Annotated in this window: 19 protein-coding genes; 15 read left to right on the top strand and 4 right to left on the bottom strand. The window is 43.8% G+C overall.

The genetic code is table 11. From position 1 onward, the window contains the following. The first annotated feature begins 22 nt into the window (after positions 1 to 22). The 4 genes from OU792_RS05605 to OU792_RS05590 are packed head-to-tail and all read left to right on the top strand — an operon-like array spanning position 23 to position 3,951. Positions 23 to 1,432, top strand: coding sequence for a tetratricopeptide repeat protein (locus OU792_RS05605; RefSeq protein ID WP_026946270.1), 1,410 nt, complete (start codon positions 23 to 25; stop codon positions 1,430 to 1,432). A gap of 26 nt (positions 1,433 to 1,458) precedes the next feature. Further along, positions 1,459 to 2,229 carry a phosphosulfolactate synthase gene (locus tag OU792_RS05600; RefSeq protein WP_134200247.1) on the top strand — a complete coding sequence of 257 codons (771 nt, stop codon included), beginning with the start codon at positions 1,459 to 1,461 and terminating at the stop codon, positions 2,227 to 2,229. A 52-nt stretch (positions 2,230 to 2,281) separates the two neighbouring features. Then, positions 2,282 to 3,214 (top strand): DUF368 domain-containing protein, encoded by a 933-nt coding sequence (locus OU792_RS05595; protein WP_134200245.1) that lies wholly within the window; start codon positions 2,282 to 2,284, stop codon positions 3,212 to 3,214. Then, positions 3,214 to 3,951 carry a shikimate dehydrogenase family protein gene (locus OU792_RS05590; protein ID WP_274669696.1) on the top strand — a complete coding sequence of 246 codons (738 nt, stop codon included), beginning with the start codon at positions 3,214 to 3,216 and terminating at the stop codon, positions 3,949 to 3,951. Before OU792_RS05595 ends, OU792_RS05590 begins: the two co-directional genes overlap by 1 nt. Positions 3,952 to 3,957: 6 nt before the next feature. Here OU792_RS05590 and alr read toward each other — a convergent pair whose 3' ends face one another. Continuing rightward, a complete protein-coding gene (gene alr, locus OU792_RS05585; protein WP_134200241.1) occupies positions 3,958 to 5,130 on the bottom strand; it encodes an alanine racemase in 1,173 nt (390 codons plus the stop codon). Positions 5,131 to 5,197: 67 nt separating this feature from the next. Here alr and OU792_RS05580 point away from each other — a divergent pair, with 67 nt between their 5' ends. Further along, a complete protein-coding gene (locus OU792_RS05580) occupies positions 5,198 to 5,800 on the top strand; it encodes a DNA-3-methyladenine glycosylase I (protein ID WP_274669695.1) in 603 nt (200 codons plus the stop codon). Here the strand turns inward: OU792_RS05580 and OU792_RS05575 are convergent. The 3 genes from OU792_RS05575 to OU792_RS05565 all read right to left on the bottom strand — a co-directional run bounded on the left by OU792_RS05575 (position 5,777) and on the right by OU792_RS05565 (position 9,891). Then, entirely contained in the window at positions 5,777 to 7,309 is a 1,533-nt protein-coding gene (locus OU792_RS05575; RefSeq protein ID WP_134200237.1) for a sodium:proton antiporter, read from the bottom strand. The two genes, OU792_RS05580 and OU792_RS05575, sit on opposite strands and share 24 nt — an antisense overlap. A gap of 186 nt (positions 7,310 to 7,495) precedes the next feature. Beyond that, the gene (locus tag OU792_RS05570; RefSeq protein WP_100628600.1) at positions 7,496 to 8,722 is read right to left on the bottom strand and encodes a Glu/Leu/Phe/Val dehydrogenase dimerization domain-containing protein; all 1,227 of its coding nucleotides are present in this window, start codon (positions 8,720 to 8,722) and stop codon (positions 7,496 to 7,498) included. Between the two features lie 98 nt (positions 8,723 to 8,820). Further along, a complete protein-coding gene (locus OU792_RS05565; protein WP_274669694.1) occupies positions 8,821 to 9,891 on the bottom strand; it encodes an anhydro-N-acetylmuramic acid kinase in 1,071 nt (356 codons plus the stop codon). 100 nt (positions 9,892 to 9,991) lie between these two features. On the opposite strand from OU792_RS05565, the gene OU792_RS05560 reads away from it, so the two are divergent. The 10 genes from OU792_RS05560 to rsmI all read left to right on the top strand — a co-directional run bounded on the left by OU792_RS05560 (position 9,992) and on the right by rsmI (position 19,139). Further along, entirely contained in the window at positions 9,992 to 10,714 is a 723-nt protein-coding gene (locus tag OU792_RS05560; RefSeq protein WP_134200233.1) for a type III pantothenate kinase, read from the top strand. Then, complete coding sequence (locus OU792_RS05555) at positions 10,698 to 11,981, top strand: hypothetical protein (RefSeq protein ID WP_274669693.1); 1,284 nt, start codon at positions 10,698 to 10,700, stop codon at positions 11,979 to 11,981. The genes OU792_RS05560 and OU792_RS05555 overlap by 17 nt, the downstream gene beginning before the upstream one ends. A gap of 39 nt (positions 11,982 to 12,020) precedes the next feature. Further along, positions 12,021 to 13,325 carry a tetratricopeptide repeat protein gene (locus OU792_RS05550; RefSeq protein WP_134200231.1) on the top strand — a complete coding sequence of 435 codons (1,305 nt, stop codon included), beginning with the start codon at positions 12,021 to 12,023 and terminating at the stop codon, positions 13,323 to 13,325. A gap of 86 nt (positions 13,326 to 13,411) precedes the next feature. Further along, the gene (gene lptC, locus OU792_RS05545) at positions 13,412 to 13,954 is read left to right on the top strand and encodes an LPS export ABC transporter periplasmic protein LptC (protein ID WP_133390892.1); all 543 of its coding nucleotides are present in this window, start codon (positions 13,412 to 13,414) and stop codon (positions 13,952 to 13,954) included. After that, on the top strand, positions 13,951 to 14,160 hold the full coding sequence (locus tag OU792_RS05540; RefSeq protein WP_026946257.1) for a hypothetical protein: 210 nt from the start codon (positions 13,951 to 13,953) through the stop codon (positions 14,158 to 14,160). Before lptC ends, OU792_RS05540 begins: the two co-directional genes overlap by 4 nt. A gap of 6 nt (positions 14,161 to 14,166) precedes the next feature. Continuing rightward, the gene (locus OU792_RS05535) at positions 14,167 to 15,447 is read left to right on the top strand and encodes a hemolysin family protein (protein ID WP_026946256.1); all 1,281 of its coding nucleotides are present in this window, start codon (positions 14,167 to 14,169) and stop codon (positions 15,445 to 15,447) included. A gap of 85 nt (positions 15,448 to 15,532) precedes the next feature. After that, positions 15,533 to 17,641 carry a peptidylprolyl isomerase gene (locus tag OU792_RS05530; RefSeq protein WP_274669692.1) on the top strand — a complete coding sequence of 703 codons (2,109 nt, stop codon included), beginning with the start codon at positions 15,533 to 15,535 and terminating at the stop codon, positions 17,639 to 17,641. An 18-nt stretch (positions 17,642 to 17,659) separates the two neighbouring features. Further along, complete coding sequence (locus tag OU792_RS05525) at positions 17,660 to 17,977, top strand: DUF493 domain-containing protein (protein ID WP_248602846.1); 318 nt, start codon at positions 17,660 to 17,662, stop codon at positions 17,975 to 17,977. A gap of 182 nt (positions 17,978 to 18,159) precedes the next feature. Next, on the top strand, positions 18,160 to 18,393 hold the full coding sequence (locus tag OU792_RS05520; RefSeq protein WP_274669691.1) for a 4a-hydroxytetrahydrobiopterin dehydratase: 234 nt from the start codon (positions 18,160 to 18,162) through the stop codon (positions 18,391 to 18,393). Then, the gene (gene rsmI / locus OU792_RS05515; RefSeq protein ID WP_274669690.1) at positions 18,390 to 19,139 is read left to right on the top strand and encodes a 16S rRNA (cytidine(1402)-2'-O)-methyltransferase; all 750 of its coding nucleotides are present in this window, start codon (positions 18,390 to 18,392) and stop codon (positions 19,137 to 19,139) included. The genes OU792_RS05520 and rsmI overlap by 4 nt, the downstream gene beginning before the upstream one ends. Positions 19,140 to 19,165: the final 26 nt, after the last annotated feature.

The raw sequence follows: 19,165 nt of genomic DNA, 5'->3' as shown, positions 1-19,165 counted from the left end.
ATAAAAACCTTAACCTACTCGAATGACAGGAGATCACGATCACGATTGGGAAAGCGACAAAAAGCTTGTTGAGCGATTTGAAAATTCCCTAAAAGCCAATTTGGATCTGTTTTTTGACGAGGAAGAACTCGAAGACATCATCCGATTTTATTTTGATCAGCAGCGATTTATGAAAGCCATGAAAGCAGCCGATCATGCTCTGGAAAAGTTTCCTTTTTCGATAGAAATCAAGCTGCTTAAAGCTCAAAGTCTGATCTTTATGGATGAGGTCGACGAAGGACTTTCCCTGTTGGAAAATATCAATAATATCTCTCCAAATAACGAGGAGATCATCCTCGCTTTAGCAAATGCCCATATCATTTCTGGAAATCCCCAAGAAGGAATTGAGCTACTGGAGCGGTTTTTACCACTAGCGGAGGATAAAGCGGAGGTTTTCTATTCTTTGGGCAATCTTTTCCGCGCCAAAGGAGACAATAAGCAAGCAAGCCATTATTTCAAAGAAGCTGTCAAGCTCCGAATCAATCATGAAGATGCACTTTTCCAGCTCGCAATGATCACGGAGGAGGAAGGCTCCTTTGATGAAATCCTGCATTTTTATCAGGAATTTATCGATCAAGACCCCTATTCTGCTGGAGCTTGGTACAATCTCGGGGTAGTTTACAATCGCTTGGGAAAATTCGAGGAAGCGATCAAGGCTTACGACTATGCCTTGCTAATTGATGAGTCATTTGCTTCTGCGTATTTCAATTTGGGAAATGCCCTGATGAATACCGAGCAATTCGAGCAGGCACGTGAAGCTTATCAAAACACGATCAATTGTGAAGGAGCCAACGCCGAAAACTGCTGCTATTTAGGCGCCGCCTATGAAAAGCTGGGTCAAATCGACGAGGCTTTCAAGTATTTCAAAAAATCGGCTAAGCTAGACGAGGAATATGACGATGCTTGGTTTGGGCTAGGGATGTGCATGCTGAAAAAAGAAAAGTTTTTCGAGGCCATTCATTATTTCAAAAAAGCACTCAACCTGAGCAAAGAAAATCCGAATTATTGGGTTGGGCTGGCAGATGCAGAATTTAATTTGGGAAATCTGCAAGCAAGCTCCGAGGCCTATGAAGAGGCGATCAATCTTGAGCCGGGTATCATGGAGACCTACGTGAACCTCTCTGTAATTTATTTTGACCAAAACCGCTTTGAAGAAGCCATCGACGTCATCAATGAGGGAATTGAGGAACTTCCCGAGGCTGCAGAGCTCTATTATCGAATGGTCGTCTACCAAATAAAAATGGGTAAATACAAGGAAGCGTTTTCATATTTGGAAAATGCCTTAACTTTGGACTTCGACAGGCATACGATTTTGTATGATTTGATGCCCGAACTCCAGAAGCAGAAGGCGATCTACAAGCTCATTGCCCAGTACAAAGAAGAAAACCCCTAGCTTGTTATTTTAAAAATTTCACCTCCATGAATTATGTGCTGAAGAATATCCCGGTACGAACTGAAAAGCCACGTACCTCGGGATTCACCATGGCTATGGACAAAGGCCTTAGCATCAGAGAAGTAGAAGACTTTATGAGCATCTGCTCTGACTATGTTGACATTGTCAAACTCGGATGGGCCACCTCCTATGTGACCAAAAATCTCAAAGAGAAGATTGAAATCTACCGAGAAGCTGGTGTCCCTGTTTATTTGGGTGGTACTTTGTTTGAAGCTTTCATCGTCCGTGGTCAGTTTGATGACTACCGAAAAGTCCTAGACAAGTATAATCTAGAATATTGCGAAGTCTCTGACGGTTCGATTTCCCTCAATCACGATAAAAAGTGTGAATTCATCTCTACGCTTTCGCAGCAAGTGACCGTTCTTTCTGAGGTGGGCTCTAAAGATGCCGCCAAAATCATTCCTCCCTACAAATGGATCGAGCAAATGCAAACAGAACTTGACGCAGGAGCTTGGAAAGTAATCGGTGAGGCTAGAGAAGGCGGAAATGTTGGGCTTTTCCGTGATTCCGGAGAAGTGAGACAAGGATTGGTAGAAGAGATTCTAACCAAAATTCCAGAGGAAAAAATCATCTGGGAAGCTCCTATCAAGTCTCAGCAAGTTTGGTTTATCAAACTCCTTGGAGCCAATGTAAACTTGGGAAATATCAGCCCTTCAGAAGTGATTCCCTTGGAAACAATCCGCTTGGGATTGAGAGGCGACACCTTCGACCATTTCCTAGGCGATATCAAGCTGTAAATTTTACATTATTTCGGGCTGATCGAATCCATCGGTCAGCCTTTATTTTTCTATGAGATCGATCAAAAAGTACCTCCTTAACTACCTGAAAGGACTGGCTATGGGTGCCGCAGATATCGTTCCCGGTGTCTCCGGCGGATCCATTGCGCTTATTACAGGTATCTACCAGCAGCTGCTCGACAGTATCAATTCCTTCAACAAAGAAAATCTCTCCCTTCTGCTGAAGTTTGAGCTCAAAGGCTTTTTCAAGTCGGTAAACGGTAAGTTTTTATTGAGCCTGGTTTTGGGGATTTTGACGAGTGCATTTACACTCTCGAGGCTAATCACCTACTTGATGGATGAGCACCCCATCCCGCTGTGGTCTTTTTTCTGTGGCTTGATCTTAGTCAGCGCCTTTTGGATCCTAAAGGAAATCAAACGCTGGCATCTAGGAGTGGTGCTTGCTGTAGTTTTGGGAACAGCACTAGCTTGGTGGGTGACTGAGCTTCCGCCTACGAGCTCTCCTGACGCAACCTGGTTTACCTTTGTTGCTGGGGCGATCGCCATCTGTGCCATGATTTTGCCAGGGATCAGCGGAAGTTTCATTTTGCTCATTTTAGGTAAATATGAAAACATTATGACTGCTATTTCCGAGAGAGACCTTTTTACCTTGGGGGTATTTGCAGCTGGCTGCGTAGTTGGAATTTTGTCCTTCAGCCGAGTGATTTCCTGGCTTTTGAAGAAATTCTATTCAACCACGATTGGCTTACTTTCAGGATTTATGCTTGGCTCGATCAACAAACTCTGGCCTTGGAAAGTAGTCACCCAATACCGAACCTCTTCCTCAGGTGAGCAAAAGCCCTTTTTGACTGAAAATCTCTGGCCTTCTGAATATTTTGAGCAAGTAGGCCTTGAGCCAAATTTGGGTTTGGCAATAGCTGGCTTTGTCGGAGGAATTATCCTGGTTTTGGGAATTGATCTAGTTGCTGACTATCTGAAAAAATAATGCGAAAATTTGGCTTAATTGGTTTTCCATTGGGACACTCTTTCTCAAAGAAATATTTCACAGAAAAATTTCAAAAAGAAGGACTAGACGATTGTCAATTTGAGCTTTTTGAAATCGAAACAGCCGACCAACTCAAAAAAATTGTTGCCGAAAACCCTTCTCTAGAAGGTCTCTCCGTAACCATTCCCCACAAGCAAGCGGTCATTCCACTTTTGAATGATTTGGATCCTGCTTGCGCTGCTATCGGCGCAGTGAATTGTATCCAAATCAAGGATGGAAAGCTCATCGGATACAATACCGATTACATCGGGTTCAAAGATTCACTCGAAGCTTGGCTTGAAGGAAAAAACGTCTCTGCCATCGTTTTGGGGACTGGCGGTGCGTCCAAAGCTGTCTCCAAAGCATTGGAGGATTTAGAGATCGAATCTTTGTCTGTATCACGCAAAACCACTGATTCGAGTATCAGCTATGAGGAATTGGCTGGAAAACCCGAGTTTTTTGAAAAGTACCGGTTGATCATCAACTGCACGCCATTAGGTACTTTTCCAAACACAGATGCCATGCCATCAATTTCAAAGGAAGCTTTTACCAAAAATACCCTCGTTTATGACCTGGTCTATAATCCGGCAGTTACGAAGCTCATGCAAACTTGTCTGGACAAGGGTGGAAAAGCCAAAAACGGCCTAGAAATGCTCGAAGGTCAGGCTGAAGCTGCCTGGAAAATCTGGAATTCCTAATTAGGGTCAATCAATAATTCTGCGTGGAATATCCCGCGGCAATCGGGTGAGCAATTCGTAGTTCACCTGCTGGGTAGACTCCGAAAAGGAAGCTACGGTAATCTCTTTCCCTTTTTGCTTTCCAATCATCACTACCTCATCTGCAATCTGCACATCCTTGACGTGAGAGACATCTACAGCTATGGCGTTCATGGTGACCGTCCCCACTACCTGGCAGTGCTTCCCTCCAATCAAAACCAGGCCCGAATTGGAAAGTAACCTGCTGTAGCCATGTCCATATCCAACAGGTACGATGGCCAAAAGCATATTTTTCAAGGCCATAAAGCTATTTCCATAGCCAACAAACTCACCCATTTCGACCTTTTTGACGCTCATTACCTGACTTTTCCAAGTGATCAGCCGCTTTAAAGGATTCTTATTGGCTTTCGGAAGATCCTTTAGCTTCGCAAAGAAAGTTTCCTTGGTCGGCCAGAAGCCATAGCCCGCTATTCCGATTCGAACCATATCCATGATCGTTTCCGGAAAAATTAAAGTTGCTGCAGAGCAGGCCGTGTGGTATCGGTTGAAAAAGAGATTATTTTCGGAAAGAAAATTTTTGAAATCATAGTAGACAGCAATTTGGTTTTTGACCCGAACATAATTACTGACACTTTCAGCTCCGGCATAATGTGTACATAAACCCTCTAAAATGACATAATCCTTTGCCTCTTGCAGAAGCGAAACGAGCTGAGCTCGATCTTCCCAATCAAAACCTGTCCGATGAAAGCCTGTCTCTAATTCCACGTGAATTTTAGCTGCAATTCCCAAGTCTTGGGAGACTTGAATAGCTTTCTGAAGCCGATCAAAATCAAAGACATAAAAGCTAATTCCAGCCTGAATCAAATCCGGAAGCTCGGAATCATACAGCATGCCCAAAATCATAATCTCGGACTTTCGCGTGGAATGCCTACGAACGAGCCATGCCTCATCAGAGCTAAAGGTACTGAAGTGTCGAATTCCTGCACGCTCAGCGATTTCGACCATCTGAGCAATGCCGTGTCCATAGGCATTTCCCTTGACCACCGCAGAGATGGTTGGTTTAGGCCCAATTTCCGAGCGGATATAGCGGATATTCTGTCGGTAAGCTTTCGCACTTATTTCTAAACGGGAAGTCGGTATGCCATCAGGTAATTCTTGCATGGCTAAAAATTAAGCCTCATTACCTCCAAATCCCAAAGCTTTCCTACTTTTATTCAAAATCAGGATGATGGAAGAGCAAAAAGATAAAATCAGATGCCCTTGGTGCTTGGGCTTTCCACAATACATCGAATATCATGATAAGGAATGGGGCGTGCCCGTCTATGATGATAGGTTGCATTTTGAGTTTTTAGTTTTGGAATCAGCGCAGGCAGGCTTGAGTTGGGCGACGATTCTGAAAAAGCGGGAAGGCTATCGCAAAGCTTTTGCGGATTTTGACTACCAAATCGTCGCTGAATTTCCTGATAGCTATGTGGAGGAATTGCTGCAAGACACAAGTATTATCCGCAATAAGCTCAAGATCAAAGCGGCTATCAACAATGCCCAGCGATTTATGGAAATACAAAAGGAGTTTGGTTCTTTTAGCGAATATATCTGGTCTTACGTAGGAGGAAAACCCATCCAAAACCAACTGATAAGCATGAAAGATGCTCCGGCTACCTCGACCGAATCAGACCGTCTCGCCAAAGACCTAAAGAAAAGAGGCTTTAAATTTTTAGGATCTACGACAATCTACGCCCATATGCAGGCCACGGGCTTGGTGAATGATCATTTGGTGGATTGCTTTCGATATAAGGAAGTTTTGGAATTAAACGAAAGCAAAGAAAATTAACCAAACGATAAAGAGCAGTGGAAGCAAAATCGGAAGTGAGAAGCGGATGATATAGCCAAAGAAGGATGGCATTTTGATTCCGCTTTGCTCGGCGATTGACTTCACCATAAAGTTGGGTCCATTTCCGATATAGGTCATCGCTCCAAAGAATACCGAGGCAATGGCAATAGCCATCAGTTCAAAAGCAGAATCATGGAATCCATCCGCAGCAAACTGCCGCACCTCCTCAATATTATTAATCGAAGCTCCTTTGGAAGCCATAGCGGCCGCTAAGAAATTCAAATAGGTTGGGGCATTGTCCAGGAACCCTGATAAAATACCCGTTCCCCAATAGAGGGTATTATGAGTGATCAACGCTGAACCTTCAGGAGACTTGGCGAAGTTGCCTACCAACTCCAAGGCAGGCATCATCGTGCCGAAAATCCCAATAAAGATGAATGCCACCTCACGGATAGGTTCGAAGTTAAATTCATTCCCTTTGATCGCGCGCTGATCAGCAAAGCGATAGGACAGAAATGCAACGGATAGCATAATGATTTCCCGCAGGAAGGAGAATTTTTGTCCGTCATAGACAATTGCCGGTACCCACTCGATCACATTCGGATCCAAGAAGACCGAACAAATCACGATGAAAAGCCATCCAAAGTTCTTCACTCCGATCAGGGTAAACTTATTGGTGTAGGTAGTTTCTTCCAATTCACTATCATCTCCGGCACGTCCCAGTTTGCGATCGATAAAATAGAATGCTACTGCTAGCACAGCCAAAGCGAAAATCCAAGCAGGCCAGTTATGTTCTAGGGTCCAGAAGAATGGAATTCCCTTCAAGAAACCCAAGAAAAGTGGCGGGTCACCGATCGGAGTCAGAGAACCTCCCACATTACTCACCATGAAAATAAAGAAGATGATGTGATAAGCTTGAATATTTCCTTTATTCAATCGGATGAAAGGTCTTATCAAAAGCATGGATGCTCCTGTAGTACCAATCAAATTGGAAATTAAAGCACCGATTAAAAGCAAACTGACATTTGCCAGTGGCGTGGCTTTCTTGTCAATTTCTATCAGAATCCCTCCTGAGGCAATGTAAAGTGATGCCAATAAGGCTATGAATTGCACATACTCAGCCAAGGCATGAACAGGACCATGGACATTCTGAAGGATGAATAAGTAATAGGAAACGACCAACAAGGCTAAGGCCACAGCAATCTTAGGATAGTTGTGATGCCAAAAATGCTCATAAAAAAGAGGGCCAGTGGCAATCATCAGCAGCAAGGCAACAAAAGGAATCACCAACCAACCTGGAGGTGCATGATGTGCTTCCTCTCCATGGTCTCCTCCATGATCTTCAGCACTTTGTCCATGCTCAGTATTCGAGGATTCCGTAGACTGATGATCTTGGTCAGCAAGGATTTCTAAGGAAACCGCTTCCTTCGCAAAACTTTTCTGTACTGAGAAAGCCTGAAAAAATAATATTCCGAAAAGTAGGGTAACTACTGGTATAAAATTCCTCATTTTTCTGATAATAGGTGTGCTGCGTTTTATCTGGGGGTAATTTAAGCAAAATTTTAATTGCCCAAATATGGCTGAGTAGCTTTGCTAAGCTACTGATTTTGCCGGAAATCGCCCAACTCATAAATGGGAAAGCCCAGCAGAATTAATGAAAAATTAATGCTTTCTGGGCTTTCTGAAAGAATAGTTTTACACGAGTTGAGCCAAAGCTATTTTAAAGGAGCTTTCTGCCAGTTTGGTTTTTGTTGGGTTTTCTGCGAAAGTATTCTTCAAAGCTGTTTCGATCGTCTGACTGACATCGGCAAAGATTGCCTCATCCGTAACTTCGACCTCCTGACTCATCAGATAGGCAAATACCCTCGCCATACCGCAGTTGGCTATGAAATCAGGAATCACCGAAACCTGCTGATCAGTCCAAGTTCCTATCGGCCCAAAGAAAATCTCAGGGTCTGCAAATGGAACATTGGCTCCACAAGAGATTACTTCCAAGCCCGCTTTGATCATTCGATCGGATTGTTCTTTAGTAATTAATCTCGATGCCGCTGCGGGGATGAAGATTTCACTTTCGAGATCCCAGATTTTTTCATCAATCTCTTCGAATGGAATTAAATCATCTGAAACGAGCGTATTTCCAATTCGATTGAGGAATAGTTCTCTGACCTCATCCAAAGAATAGCCTTCCGTATTGATCAGACCTCCATTCTTATCGATAATTCCGACAATCTTAACACCCTCGACTGCTAAAAAGCATGCAGCCGCAGAGCCTACATTACCCCATCCTTGGATAACTGCTCGCTTTCCTTTTAGGTTACCTCCCCATATTTGGTAATAATGCCGCACTGCTTCTGCCACCCCAAAACCCGTGATCATATCTGCCACGGTGTACTTTTTTGCACCATTTGGAGTGTATTTAGGGTCTTCCAAGACTTTGGAGACTCCTTGTCTAAGCTGACCGATTTTCCGGATTTTTTCCGGTTCGGTGGCATGAAAATGCCCGTTGACAATTCCTTCTTGAGGATGCCAGATGCCATAGGACTCTGTGATGGGAATGACTTCATGGATTTCGTCCACATTCATATCTCCTCCGGTCCCGTAATAATTCTTTAAAAGGGGTGTTACGGCCTTGTACCAGCGCTTCAGAACGTCCTCCTTGCGCGGGTCTTTTGGATCGAAATTAATACCCGACTTGGCCCCGCCAATCGCCGGACCCGATACCGTAAATTTTACTTCCATTGTTTTGGCCAATGATTCTACCTCACGCTTGTCTAGGCCTTTTCTCATACGGGTACCGCCGCCGGCAGCTCCTCCACGGAGTGAATTAATCACGACCCAGCCTTCTGCCTCGGATTCGGAATCTGACCATTCAAAAATGATTTCAGGTTTTTTATTTTCAAACCTTTTGAGTAATTCTTGCATCGTTTATTGGGTTTATATCTGCTCTGCAAAAATAGAAAATATTCGAGCCTGACCCAGAAAAAATACATAAGGGGAATCTTTGGCTCCCACAGACTTATCTAGCCATAAATTGTCCCTGAACAGGAATCCCTTGATGCTCCTGTCACATCCGAAAGGACATTATCGATCCCTAAAATTCTTAAGTAGCCTAAAAAGGCGAAAACAAGGGCTTCCTTGAATTCAATCAATTGATTGGATGCCGCAACCTGTTCCCAGTTAGAATCCAATTTTGAATCCAGTCTTTTTATGAAATATTCATGATAGGCACCGCCGCCGGTAATCAGCACTTTGGGTTTTGGAGTGGAAGCATTTTTTCGAATGACAGAAGCAATTTGAATGGCATAATGCTCAACCAGCGTAGCGAGAATATCCTTTGGAGAAAGTGCTACCTGGTCGATCAAGGGAAAAAAGTCCCGGTCCATGTCTTCTCTTCCCAATGATTTGGCTCCGGTTTTTTGATAAAAAGAAACTTGATTTAAGCGATTCAAAAGCTCATCATCCACTCTTCCTTCAGCGGCCCATGCACCCTTATCATCGTAAGTTGCGCCAAGCTGCTCGGCGAGGGGATTTAGCAATAGATTGAAAGGACAGGTGTCAAAGGCCAGTCTCTTTCCTGCATACTCCATGGAAATATTGGCAATTCCTCCCAAATTGAGGCAAAAATCCATATCCGAAAAAAGCATGCGGTCACCGATTGGGACTAAAGGAGCACCCTGACCTCCCAATTGCAAATCGAGCATCCGGAAGTCATTGACTACTTTCAATCCGCTGTATTGATGCAGGGACCAACCATTCCCAATTTGAAGGGATAAGCCCTTGTCAGGTTGATGAAAAACAGTATGCCCATGAGAGCAGACTGCCAAAGGCTGTAAGTTTCTTTTCTGACAAAATTCTCGCACCTGCAGTCCCATCCAAGCTCCAAAATCCACATCCAATAGGGCCAAATGCTCCCCTGATAACTGATGTGATTTACTCAACAAACTCACCAAATCCTCCGGAAAGGGTACCGTCTCCGCATGAAGAATCTCAAAACTCCAATTCTCCTTTTTCGTAAATCGACAATAGGCAATATCCAATCCATCACCGGAAGTTCCGGACATCAGGCCGATTAAATCTGCAGCGTACTCCATGGGGTTAATGTTTGTTAAGTGAAACGAGGAATAAAGATAATTTTAGATTTAAGAAAATGCCCTCTTTTTTGAATTGGCTAATTTGCGAAGCTTAATCCAAATGGAAAATCTCATCATCGATATCGGTAATTCCCGAATTAAGTCCGCTCTCTTTTCGGGAGAGGATTTGATATGGGAAAAAAACTTTCAGGAATTGGCTGAGGCAAGGGGATTTTGGCGATCTCAGTCCTTTGAGAATTGCCTAATTTCCTCTGTCCGGTGGAGCAAAGAAGAATTGGAATCGGAACTGGATTTCCCATTCATTTTCCTGACCCATGCTACTCCTATACCCATCAAAAACGGCTATGAAACGCCTCAAACGCTGGGATTGGATCGAATTGCCGCAGCTGTAGGAGCATGGAAGCTATCTGGAGAGAAGCCTTGTCTTAGCGTGGACTTGGGCAGTTGCATGACCTTTGAGCTCGTGGACGAACACAATGTCTACCAAGGAGGGGCTATCAGTCCAGGCCTTCAAATGCGGGCAAAAGCCATGCATGAATTCACCGCTAGGCTCCCATTGGTTCAGGTAAATGAGAAAATCACTAATCCTTTGGGAAAAAAGACTGTCGATGGAATGAGATCAGGAATTTGGTATGGTATAGCCTATGAGATTGAGGGGCAAATCAGACATTACCTCCGAGAATATCCCGATTTACAGGTATTTATTTGTGGAGGGGATGCCCAAATTTTTGATTCATTGGCAAAAGCACACATATTTGTAGTCCCAAATTTGGTCCTGCGCGGATTGAATTGCATTCTAAACCACCATGTTGAGCAAAATTAAATGGCAGTTGTTGGGTGTTTGCTGCACCCTTTTATTATTTACTGAGGTAAAGGCACAGTCGAGTGCATCCACTTACTCGGCCCTTGGAATCGGTGAATTCAATTATTCAGGACTCACTCACAATCAAGGAAACGGTGGACTTGGAATAAGCTTCGGTACAGGCTGGAATCCCAACTATGTCAATCCGGCCCTTCAGACCCGAAATACGATTTTCAACTTTCAGGCGGCACTGAATTACAAGCGAATCAATGCTAATAACGGCTCTGAGACAGCAGATGTAGATGGAGGAGGACTTTCTTACATCGCCATGTCGCTTCCATTCAAGCCTACAAAGTTTACCATGGGTATGGGTCTCAATCAACTCACCTCGGTAAACTATGACTTGGAGATTACTAGTCAGGTGGCAGGCACAGATCTCAGCAGCTTCAATACTATTACCGGAGACGGTGGAATCTCGGAAGCCTACCTTAGTGGTGGGTTTTTGGTTGCTAAAAACCTGAGCCTTGGATTCCATGCATCCTACTTTTTTGGATCTACGATCCGAACCAATCAGCTGTCTATTTTCGACACCTTAGGAACTCAAGTAGGGAACACTTCCGAATTTTATGAAAGATTAACAATCAGTGATGTGGGCTTCAAATTTGGGGCACACTACTTTTTCCCTGTAAGTGAAAATGGAAACCTTCATCTGGGCGCCATTTATCAGAGAATAGGCGATCTCCGTGGAAAAGCTTTTGCCAAACTAGCAGCATTTGGCCAAGCTAGCGACCCCGAAACGCCGGGGGACCTGCTTGCAGATGATTTGAGGGGAAGTGTTTCAATACCAAATCGTTACGGATTTGGAGTGAGTTATGAGCGAGCCAATAAATTTATCGTAGGGCTAGAGGGTCAGTATCAAGACTTTGCAGATTTCAGAAGCTTTCTAGGTGATCCACTTCAACTTCAGCAGGCGATCAAAGTGGGGCTGGGATTTGAATATGTTCCTGATTATCTGTCTGTGGACAACCTTGCTAAGCGCTCTACTTACCGGGCAGGATTTGAATTTCAGCAGACTCCGTATGTACTGAACAACACACAGATCAATGACCTTGGCATTAACTTTGGAACTTCATTTCGTGTTAATCAACTGTCCGTAGTGAACTTGGCCATGAAGATTGGTCAAAGAGGAACCGTGGACTCAGGGCTTGTCAGAGAAACCTACGTAAACTTCTCCCTAGGATTCTCTTTGAATGATAACACCTGGTTCTACAAGCGGGTATTTGAATAAGATAAAACTATTAAACCGAATAAAAACCAATTAGAAACCATGAAAATTAAATCAACCTTACTGGGGCTTTCAGCCTTACTCCTGGCAGGCATGGTGCAGGCCCAGGATGGATGGAACTGGCCAGCTGATTCTGCGGAAGAAGCCAAGGCTAGAGAATTAAACGCAGCCTACACCGACTACATGAAAGCCGAGCAATTTATTGAGGCGACCGGACCACTCAATTGGCTATTGGTGAATGTACCGGAACTCAATGAGTCTATCTATATCAACGGTGTGACCATCTATAAAGGTGCTGCTGATGCGACTGCTGACGAAGCTCAGAAACGAGTATATCAGGACTCTGTGATGGCTATCTACGATAAGCGTGATCAGATCTATGACAATGCACCCAAGTGGATTGAGAACAAAGCCTATTTCGGTTATGGCTTTTACAAAGGCACAAAAGAAAAGCTAGGAGATGTTGTAGCCGACTTTGAGCGTGCTATGGAATTGAATGGAGAACTGTCTTTGGTCGATCTATACTCTGCTTATTTCGATGCAGTTTATCGTCACAATGCCTACAACAAAGCTTACGAGCCAGAAGAGGTATTGGCAATCTATGATAAAATTCAGGTAGATCTTGATAAGATGGCTGCTGAAGGAAAAGATGTTTCTCGTCCAAAAAGCACCACAGAAACAATTCTTGTGGCCATGAAGCTGATTGATTGTGACTTTATCGAAAATACGATGGGTCCAAAGCTAGCAGCTGACCCTACTAATGAAGCCCTCGCTAATCAGATCTTCAAATACTCTGTACAATATAAGTGCTTCTCTTCAGATGCTTTCTTGACAGCTTTGGAATTGATTGATTCCAAGAATCCAACTTACTCTACTTCTCAAGTCCGTGCGATGCGATACATGCAGGCTCAAGATTATGAAAAAGCGCTTCCTGTAGTGGAAAAAGCTTTGGAGCTGGCTGAAAACGACACGCAGCGTGGCGAGATGCAGATGGAATTGGCTAAGATCTATGGAAATATGGGCCGTAAGTCTGACGCGAGAAATGCTGCTAAGCAAGCCGCTTCTCTAAACGAAGAATTGGTGAAGGATGCGTATACCTTGGTTGCGCAGCTTTACATGAACTCGTTCAACGATTGTAGAGGTGGTCAGTCACGCGCTAAAGATTACTCTATCTACATCGCAGCTTACAATGCCTATCAGCGGGCAGGAGACTCTCAAGGTATGGCTAGTGCTCGATCTAGATTCCCTTCCAAAGAAGAGCTCTTCACAGAAGGCCTTCAGGCAGGATCCACCATCAATACCGGATGCTGGATCGGAGAGACCGTCACCTTGGCAACAAGAGACTAATCCAACACAAAACATATTTGAAAGGCAGTCCTTGGGCTGCCTTTTTTTATTAAACCCCATCAAAAAATGTCTCGTATCTTTGCGTGATGAAGCAGTTGTTTGCAGCAATTCTACTATTCTTTAGCCTTTCCATCATTTCCTGCCGGGAGGATGTGGATGCATCCGCGCTACAAGTGTACGATGGCCCGATCAATGTCGCCACGAATATTCATATCATAGAATCTGACTCTGCACTGCTACGGTCCGAAATTCGGGCTCCCAAGCAAATGGAATTCTTGGAAGGAGACATGGAGTTTCCGGAAGGAATCGAAATACAGTTTTTTGAAAAAGACGGGACTCCAAGCACTAAAATTCGGGCAGATAAGGCCTTCTTTGATAAAAAAGAAAACCTATACCGTGGGCAGGGAAATGTCCAGGTGGACAACGAAATCGAAGATCAGCACTTACAGGCAGAGGAGCTTTTTTGGGATCCGAATAAAAAAATCATTTACACAGAGACCTTTGTGACCGTTCGAGATAAGCAAACGCTATTCAACGGTACAGGTATGGTCGCTGATGAGAGTTTTACCAATTACACCCTGAAGAATGTCCGTGATAGTCGGACGGTACTTCCCGGAGAAAATTTATGAAGTTAGCAGATGTCCTAATCCTTTCCCTCGCTTTGGCTCTGATTATCATTGGAGTACATCAGACCATGACAGTAGGAATCGGTTTTTCATACACGATTTTTATGTTTGCTGTGGCCTTGCTATTTTGGTTTCAGTATCGAAAAACCAAACGTGCTGAAGAACAGCAAAATGAGCCCCCACAGGGAAAAAAGAAAAATAAGCGATAAGCATTCATGGAAACCAGCTATTTGATTTACGTCATCATCACCCTACTTTTTTCGGCTTTCTTTTCGGGGATAGAAATCGCTTACATCTCAGCCAACAAACTTCAGATCGAGCTACAGAGCAAGCAGGGCGCCTTTGCAGGTAAAGTGCTGAGTGGATTTGTGCAGCAGCCGGGTCAGTTTATCGGGACTACTTTGATGGGAAATACCATTTCCTTGGTCCTTTATGGTATTTTCATGGCTTTTCTTCTGGAGCCTCCTTTGGCGGCATGGCTACCGGAGGGATTCAATCAGCAGGCAGTCATTTTGATTTTGCAAACAGTGATTTCCACCATCATTGTTTTGGTGACAGCTGAGTTCTTGCCAAAAAGCCTTTTCATGCTCAATCCAAACAGCATGTTAAACGTTTTCGCCCTACCTTTTTTGATCATTTATTACCTGATGTATCCGGTAGTTTGGGCAGTAGTGGGACTTTCCCGATTTTTTATCACAAAAATCCTACGGCTAGAATACAGCGAGGACAAGCCGGTTTTTACTGTTACGGACCTTAATAGCTTTATCCAAAACCACTTGCAGCAGGACAAATCTGAAGGAAACCCCGAAATTGATACCAAGATTTTTGACAATGCGGTGGAGTTTAAAACCATCCGAGTCCGGGAATGTATGATTCCAAGGACAGACATCGTAGCAGTGGAAGTAGAGGACGACATTGAAGAACTCAAAGAGGTCTTTGCAGAAAGTGGACACTCGAAAATCATCGTGTATCGGGAAACCATCGACGATGTAATCGGCTACTGTCATCAGCTAGAGCTTTTCAAAAAGCCCAAAACCATCGAGGAAATCCTGACGCCAATTATCATCGTACCAGAATCTGCACTTGCCAATGAGCTGCTGATCCAATTTATCCAAGAGCGCAAAAGTCTCGCTTTGGTCGTAGATGAGTTTGGCGGTACGAGTGGGATCGTCTCGATGGAAGATATTATTGAAGAGATTTTTGGAGAGATCGAAGATGAGTATGACAGCGACGATCTGATCGAGCAGAAAATTTCCGAGCACGAATTTCTCCTGAGCGCCCGACATGAAATCGACTATCTGAATGATAAATATGGATGGGAATTGCCTCTTGGAGACTATGAGACCCTATCCGGCTTGATTCTTTCCTACACAGAAAACCTTCCTAAAAAAGGTGAATCCATCATCATCGGGCCTTACACTTTCTCTGTTGTATCTAAGCAAGAGCACCGAATCGATTCACTTCGCCTGAAAATCAACCATTCAGCAATTTTATAGATAAAGCTTTGATTCAGAATATATTTTGAAAATCGTTCGCAATGCCGTTATTTTGCGTCTCTTCTAAAAAAGTGTACTAAAACTAATGGCATTAATTAAAGAAATAAGACAGCGGACAGGTCTCGCTATCGGCGTAATCGCAGGCGGGTTGATTCTATTCCTTTTGGGCGGGGATTTACTAAGCCCAAACTCCAGCCTTCTCGGAAACAATAACCCTGTAGTCGGTGAGATCGCAGGCGAAGATGTCACCTACCAAGAGTATGTGGATAAGGTGGAGGAATTTCGAATAGCTTATCAGCAACGAACAGGAAGAGCTCCTTCTGAAGTAGAAATGTTCTCTGTGCGTGAGCAAGCTTGGCAGTCCATGATTGTAGACAAGGTTTTCAAAGAAGAATATGAAAAACTTGGTCTTACCATTTCTCCAGAAGAATTGGTCGATATGGTGCAAGGAAAAAACATCGTCCCTGAGCTTCGTCAGCAATTGGTCAATCCACAGACTGGTCAATTCGACAAAACACAGCTAATCAGCTTTCTTCAGTCTCTAGAAACAGCAGATCCTGCTCAGCAAGCTTTCTGGGCGCAGCAAGAGCAACTTTTCGCAGACTCTCGTCTTCGTATCAAATACGATAATCTTCTTGGGACTTCCGAATATGCAACTTCAGCAGAAGGCAAAATGGAATACAAAGCAGCAAATACCATTGCTGAGACTTCCATTCTTTTTGTCCCTTACTATGCTGTCCCTGATTCAGCGGTAAGCGTAAGCGAAGCTGAAATGCAAACTTACCTCCGTGAAAACAAGGAGAAGTTTCAGACTGGAAATACAGCCAATATCGAATATGTGAATTTCTCCATCCTACCAAGTGCTGCTGATTCAGCGGAGGTAATTGAAGAAATCACTCAGTTGACTGAGGAACTTCGCAACAGCGAGCAGGATTCTGTTTTTGTAAACAGAAACTCAGATATCCGTCCGGCATTCTACACTTTCCGTCCGGGAGATGAGTTTCCTCAGGATTTCACTAGAAATACAGATGAGTTTGTAGAAGGTGTGACTTACGGTCCTTTTGTAACAGCTAATTCTACTTACATCAGCTTCAAGGTGACCAAGAAGTACGAAGGCACTCCAAGAATGAGAGCATCGCACATCCTTTTCAGTACAGAAGGAATGGATGATGTAGCCAAAGCTGGTATCAAATCACAAGCAGAAGAAGTTCTTCAGGACTTGAAAGAAGGTGGTGATTTTGCGGCAGCAGCAAGAACCTATGGTCAAGATGGTACGGCTCAGCAGGGCGGAGACCTAGGATGGTTTGCCAAAGAGGAGTTTGTGGAAGAATTTGCAAACGCAACCTATGCGAGAAGATCTACCGGCTTATTGCCAAATCTAGTTGAGACAGAATATGGTTTCCACATCATCGAGGTGACTGAATTGCCACAATCTGAATACACTTCTATCGCAGTTCTTCAAAAGGAATTGATCGCCTCAGATGCTACTCGCAATGAAGCATTCAGAAATGCAGATGCTTTCGCAGCAGAGTCTGGAAATAGAAATGAATTTTCTGAAAACGCTATTGATCAGAACTACCGAGTACTTCAGGCAAATAATGTAGATGCTGGTGCAAGAAACCTAAACAACCTACAGAATGCACGCGAAATCATTCGATGGGCTTTCGCAGAAGCTTCAGAAGGTGAAGTATCTCCTGTCTTTGAACTAGACAATGCCTACATCGTAGCTTCCCTAGTAAGCAAGAAAGAGGAAGGCGACGCAGAACTTGCTGATGTGAGAGATCAAGTAGAAGGTCAGGTAAGAAATGACAAGAAAGCAGCTTTGATCAAAGAAGCCCTTGCAGGAAAGTCTACTTTAGAAGAAATGAAGGCTGTCTATGGAGATGATGCTTCATTAAATGAAATTCCTGATCTGAAGCTTAGCTCTTCTGTGATTCCGGGAATTGGCTTTGCACCAAAGGCAGTAGGAGCGATCTTCGGGCTTTCAGAAGGACAACTTACCCAACCAATCCAAGAGGATATCGGAGTCTTGGTAGGAAAGCTTAATGCCCTTACACCGGCTGCCGAAATCGCTGATTATACAGCCTATCAATCACAGCTAGCACAAAGCGGAGCACAACGAGTCAGCTATCAAGTGATGATGGCTCTCGAAGAGCTCGCCGATGTGAAAGACTATCGATATAAATTCTTCTAAGAATCAAAACGGGAACCCATGTCGATCGACATGGGTTTCTTTTTGAGTATAGGTTTAGAAAGGAATACAATGCAAAAGCCATTTAACAAAACCAACTTCAAAGAGAAACTAGAAGCGCATGGGGATTTTCCTATGTTGTATATGTTTAAATTCATCGTGCCCAATGGGCAGGAATCAGAAGTAGCTGCGATTTTTCCAAAAAATGAACTAACAATCAAGCCTAGTTCAGGAGGAAAATACATTAGTACCACCATTCAGATGATGGTTCAAAGCGCTGATGAGGTCATCAGCTACTATGAAAAAGCCTCGAATATAGAGGGAGTAATTTCACTTTAACCCGGATTATGTATTAGAGTCTGTAGTGAGAGATCAAACCGCAATAAAATCAAGCATTTGGCGAATGAGGCATAGCTACGCTACGGTGATTGAGCTAAATGCAGCAAAGCGATTGATTTTAAAGCGGTTTGGACTCATAATAAGAAGTCTAATGCATATTTCGGGTTTAAACCCAAAATCCAATGTGGAAAGAAGAAAATAACCGACTCAAGCGAACATTCAAATTCAATGATTTTCAAGAGGCATTTGCCTTCATGACCCGAGTGGCATTTTTGGCGGAAGCACAGCAGCACCATCCCAACTGGAGCAATGTGTACAATACCGTAGAAATCGAGCTGACCACCCACGATGAAGGAAATACTGTCACGGATAAAGATCGAAAACTGGCTAAAGCGATAGATGCCATCCTAGGATGAGTGAATCACCGACTATCAGTCTCTTCCTTGTACCGACTCCAATCGGCAACTTAAAGGATATTACCCTTCGTGCGCTGGAGGTTCTCAAGTCCGTAGATGTGATTCTCGCTGAAGATACCCGCACTACGGGGCAATTGCTCAAGCATCTGGAAATCTCCAATAATCTTCAATCCTACCACATTTTCAACGAGCACAAAGCAGTTGAAAAATTGGTGGAACGGATGAATAAAGGGGAAATCTTTGCCTTGGTTTCCGATGCGGGTACTCCGGGGATTTCTGACCCTGGCTTTCTATTAGTACGAGAGGTCATTGCGGCTGGACTGGAGCTACAAAGTTTACCGGGAGCAACCGCCTTCGTACCTGCCTTGGTCAATTCAGGACTACCTAATGACCGTTTTGTATTCGAAGGATTTCTTCCTCATAAAAAAGGCCGGAAAACTAGAATTGATGCCTTGATGGAAGAAAGTCGCACCATGATTTTTTATGAATCCCCCCATCGATTAATCAAAACTTTGGAGCAGCTTGCAGAAGCTTTTGGTGGGGATCGTCAAGCTTGTGTATCCCGCGAGCTGACCAAACTCCATGAGGAAAATGTCAGAGGTAGTCTCGATGAACTCATCGAATACTATCAGACAAATATCCTCAAAGGAGAAATCGTCCTGACCGTAGTAGGAAAACCCGAGCAGAAGGAAAGCCGCGAAGAAAAGCGAATGGCTAAATACGGGAAAAGTAAAAACAGCAAATAGATATTTTAAGCTTTAGAAAGCCACCA

The organism is Algoriphagus sp. NF (genome assembly GCF_028823735.1).
Classification (GTDB): domain Bacteria; phylum Bacteroidota; class Bacteroidia; order Cytophagales; family Cyclobacteriaceae; genus Algoriphagus; species Algoriphagus marincola.
The sequence above is the reverse complement of the archived record's forward strand: the minus strand, read 5'-3'. Positions and strand labels throughout refer to the sequence as shown.

Bases quoted from the DNA above. Each gene is read 5' to 3' on its own strand.
- OU792_RS05540 (WP_026946257.1), top strand. From the start codon at position 13,951: ATGAAGTTAGCAGATGTCCTAATCCTTTCCCTCGCTTTGGCTCTGATT.
- OU792_RS05520 (WP_274669691.1), top strand. From the start codon at position 18,160: ATGTGGAAAGAAGAAAATAACCGACTCAAGCGAACATTCAAATTCAAT.
- rsmI (WP_274669690.1), top strand. From the start codon at position 18,390: ATGAGTGAATCACCGACTATCAGTCTCTTCCTTGTACCGACTCCAATC.
- OU792_RS05600 (WP_134200247.1), top strand. From the start codon at position 1,459: ATGAATTATGTGCTGAAGAATATCCCGGTACGAACTGAAAAGCCACGT.
- OU792_RS05580 (WP_274669695.1), top strand. From the start codon at position 5,198: ATGGAAGAGCAAAAAGATAAAATCAGATGCCCTTGGTGCTTGGGCTTT.
- OU792_RS05525 (WP_248602846.1), top strand. From the start codon at position 17,660: ATGTCGATCGACATGGGTTTCTTTTTGAGTATAGGTTTAGAAAGGAAT.
- OU792_RS05555 (WP_274669693.1), top strand. From the start codon at position 10,698: ATGTTGAGCAAAATTAAATGGCAGTTGTTGGGTGTTTGCTGCACCCTT.
- OU792_RS05550 (WP_134200231.1), top strand. From the start codon at position 12,021: ATGAAAATTAAATCAACCTTACTGGGGCTTTCAGCCTTACTCCTGGCA.
- OU792_RS05565 (WP_274669694.1), bottom strand. From the start codon at position 9,891: ATGGAGTACGCTGCAGATTTAATCGGCCTGATGTCCGGAACTTCCGGT.
- OU792_RS05590 (WP_274669696.1), top strand. From the start codon at position 3,214: ATGCGAAAATTTGGCTTAATTGGTTTTCCATTGGGACACTCTTTCTCA.
- lptC (WP_133390892.1), top strand. From the start codon at position 13,412: ATGAAGCAGTTGTTTGCAGCAATTCTACTATTCTTTAGCCTTTCCATC.
- OU792_RS05530 (WP_274669692.1), top strand. From the start codon at position 15,533: ATGGCATTAATTAAAGAAATAAGACAGCGGACAGGTCTCGCTATCGGC.
- OU792_RS05535 (WP_026946256.1), top strand. From the start codon at position 14,167: ATGGAAACCAGCTATTTGATTTACGTCATCATCACCCTACTTTTTTCG.
- OU792_RS05575 (WP_134200237.1), bottom strand. From the start codon at position 7,309: ATGAGGAATTTTATACCAGTAGTTACCCTACTTTTCGGAATATTATTT.
- OU792_RS05570 (WP_100628600.1), bottom strand. From the start codon at position 8,722: ATGCAAGAATTACTCAAAAGGTTTGAAAATAAAAAACCTGAAATCATT.
- OU792_RS05605 (WP_026946270.1), top strand. From the start codon at position 23: ATGACAGGAGATCACGATCACGATTGGGAAAGCGACAAAAAGCTTGTT.
- OU792_RS05595 (WP_134200245.1), top strand. From the start codon at position 2,282: ATGAGATCGATCAAAAAGTACCTCCTTAACTACCTGAAAGGACTGGCT.
- alr (WP_134200241.1), bottom strand. From the start codon at position 5,130: ATGCAAGAATTACCTGATGGCATACCGACTTCCCGTTTAGAAATAAGT.
- OU792_RS05560 (WP_134200233.1), top strand. From the start codon at position 9,992: ATGGAAAATCTCATCATCGATATCGGTAATTCCCGAATTAAGTCCGCT.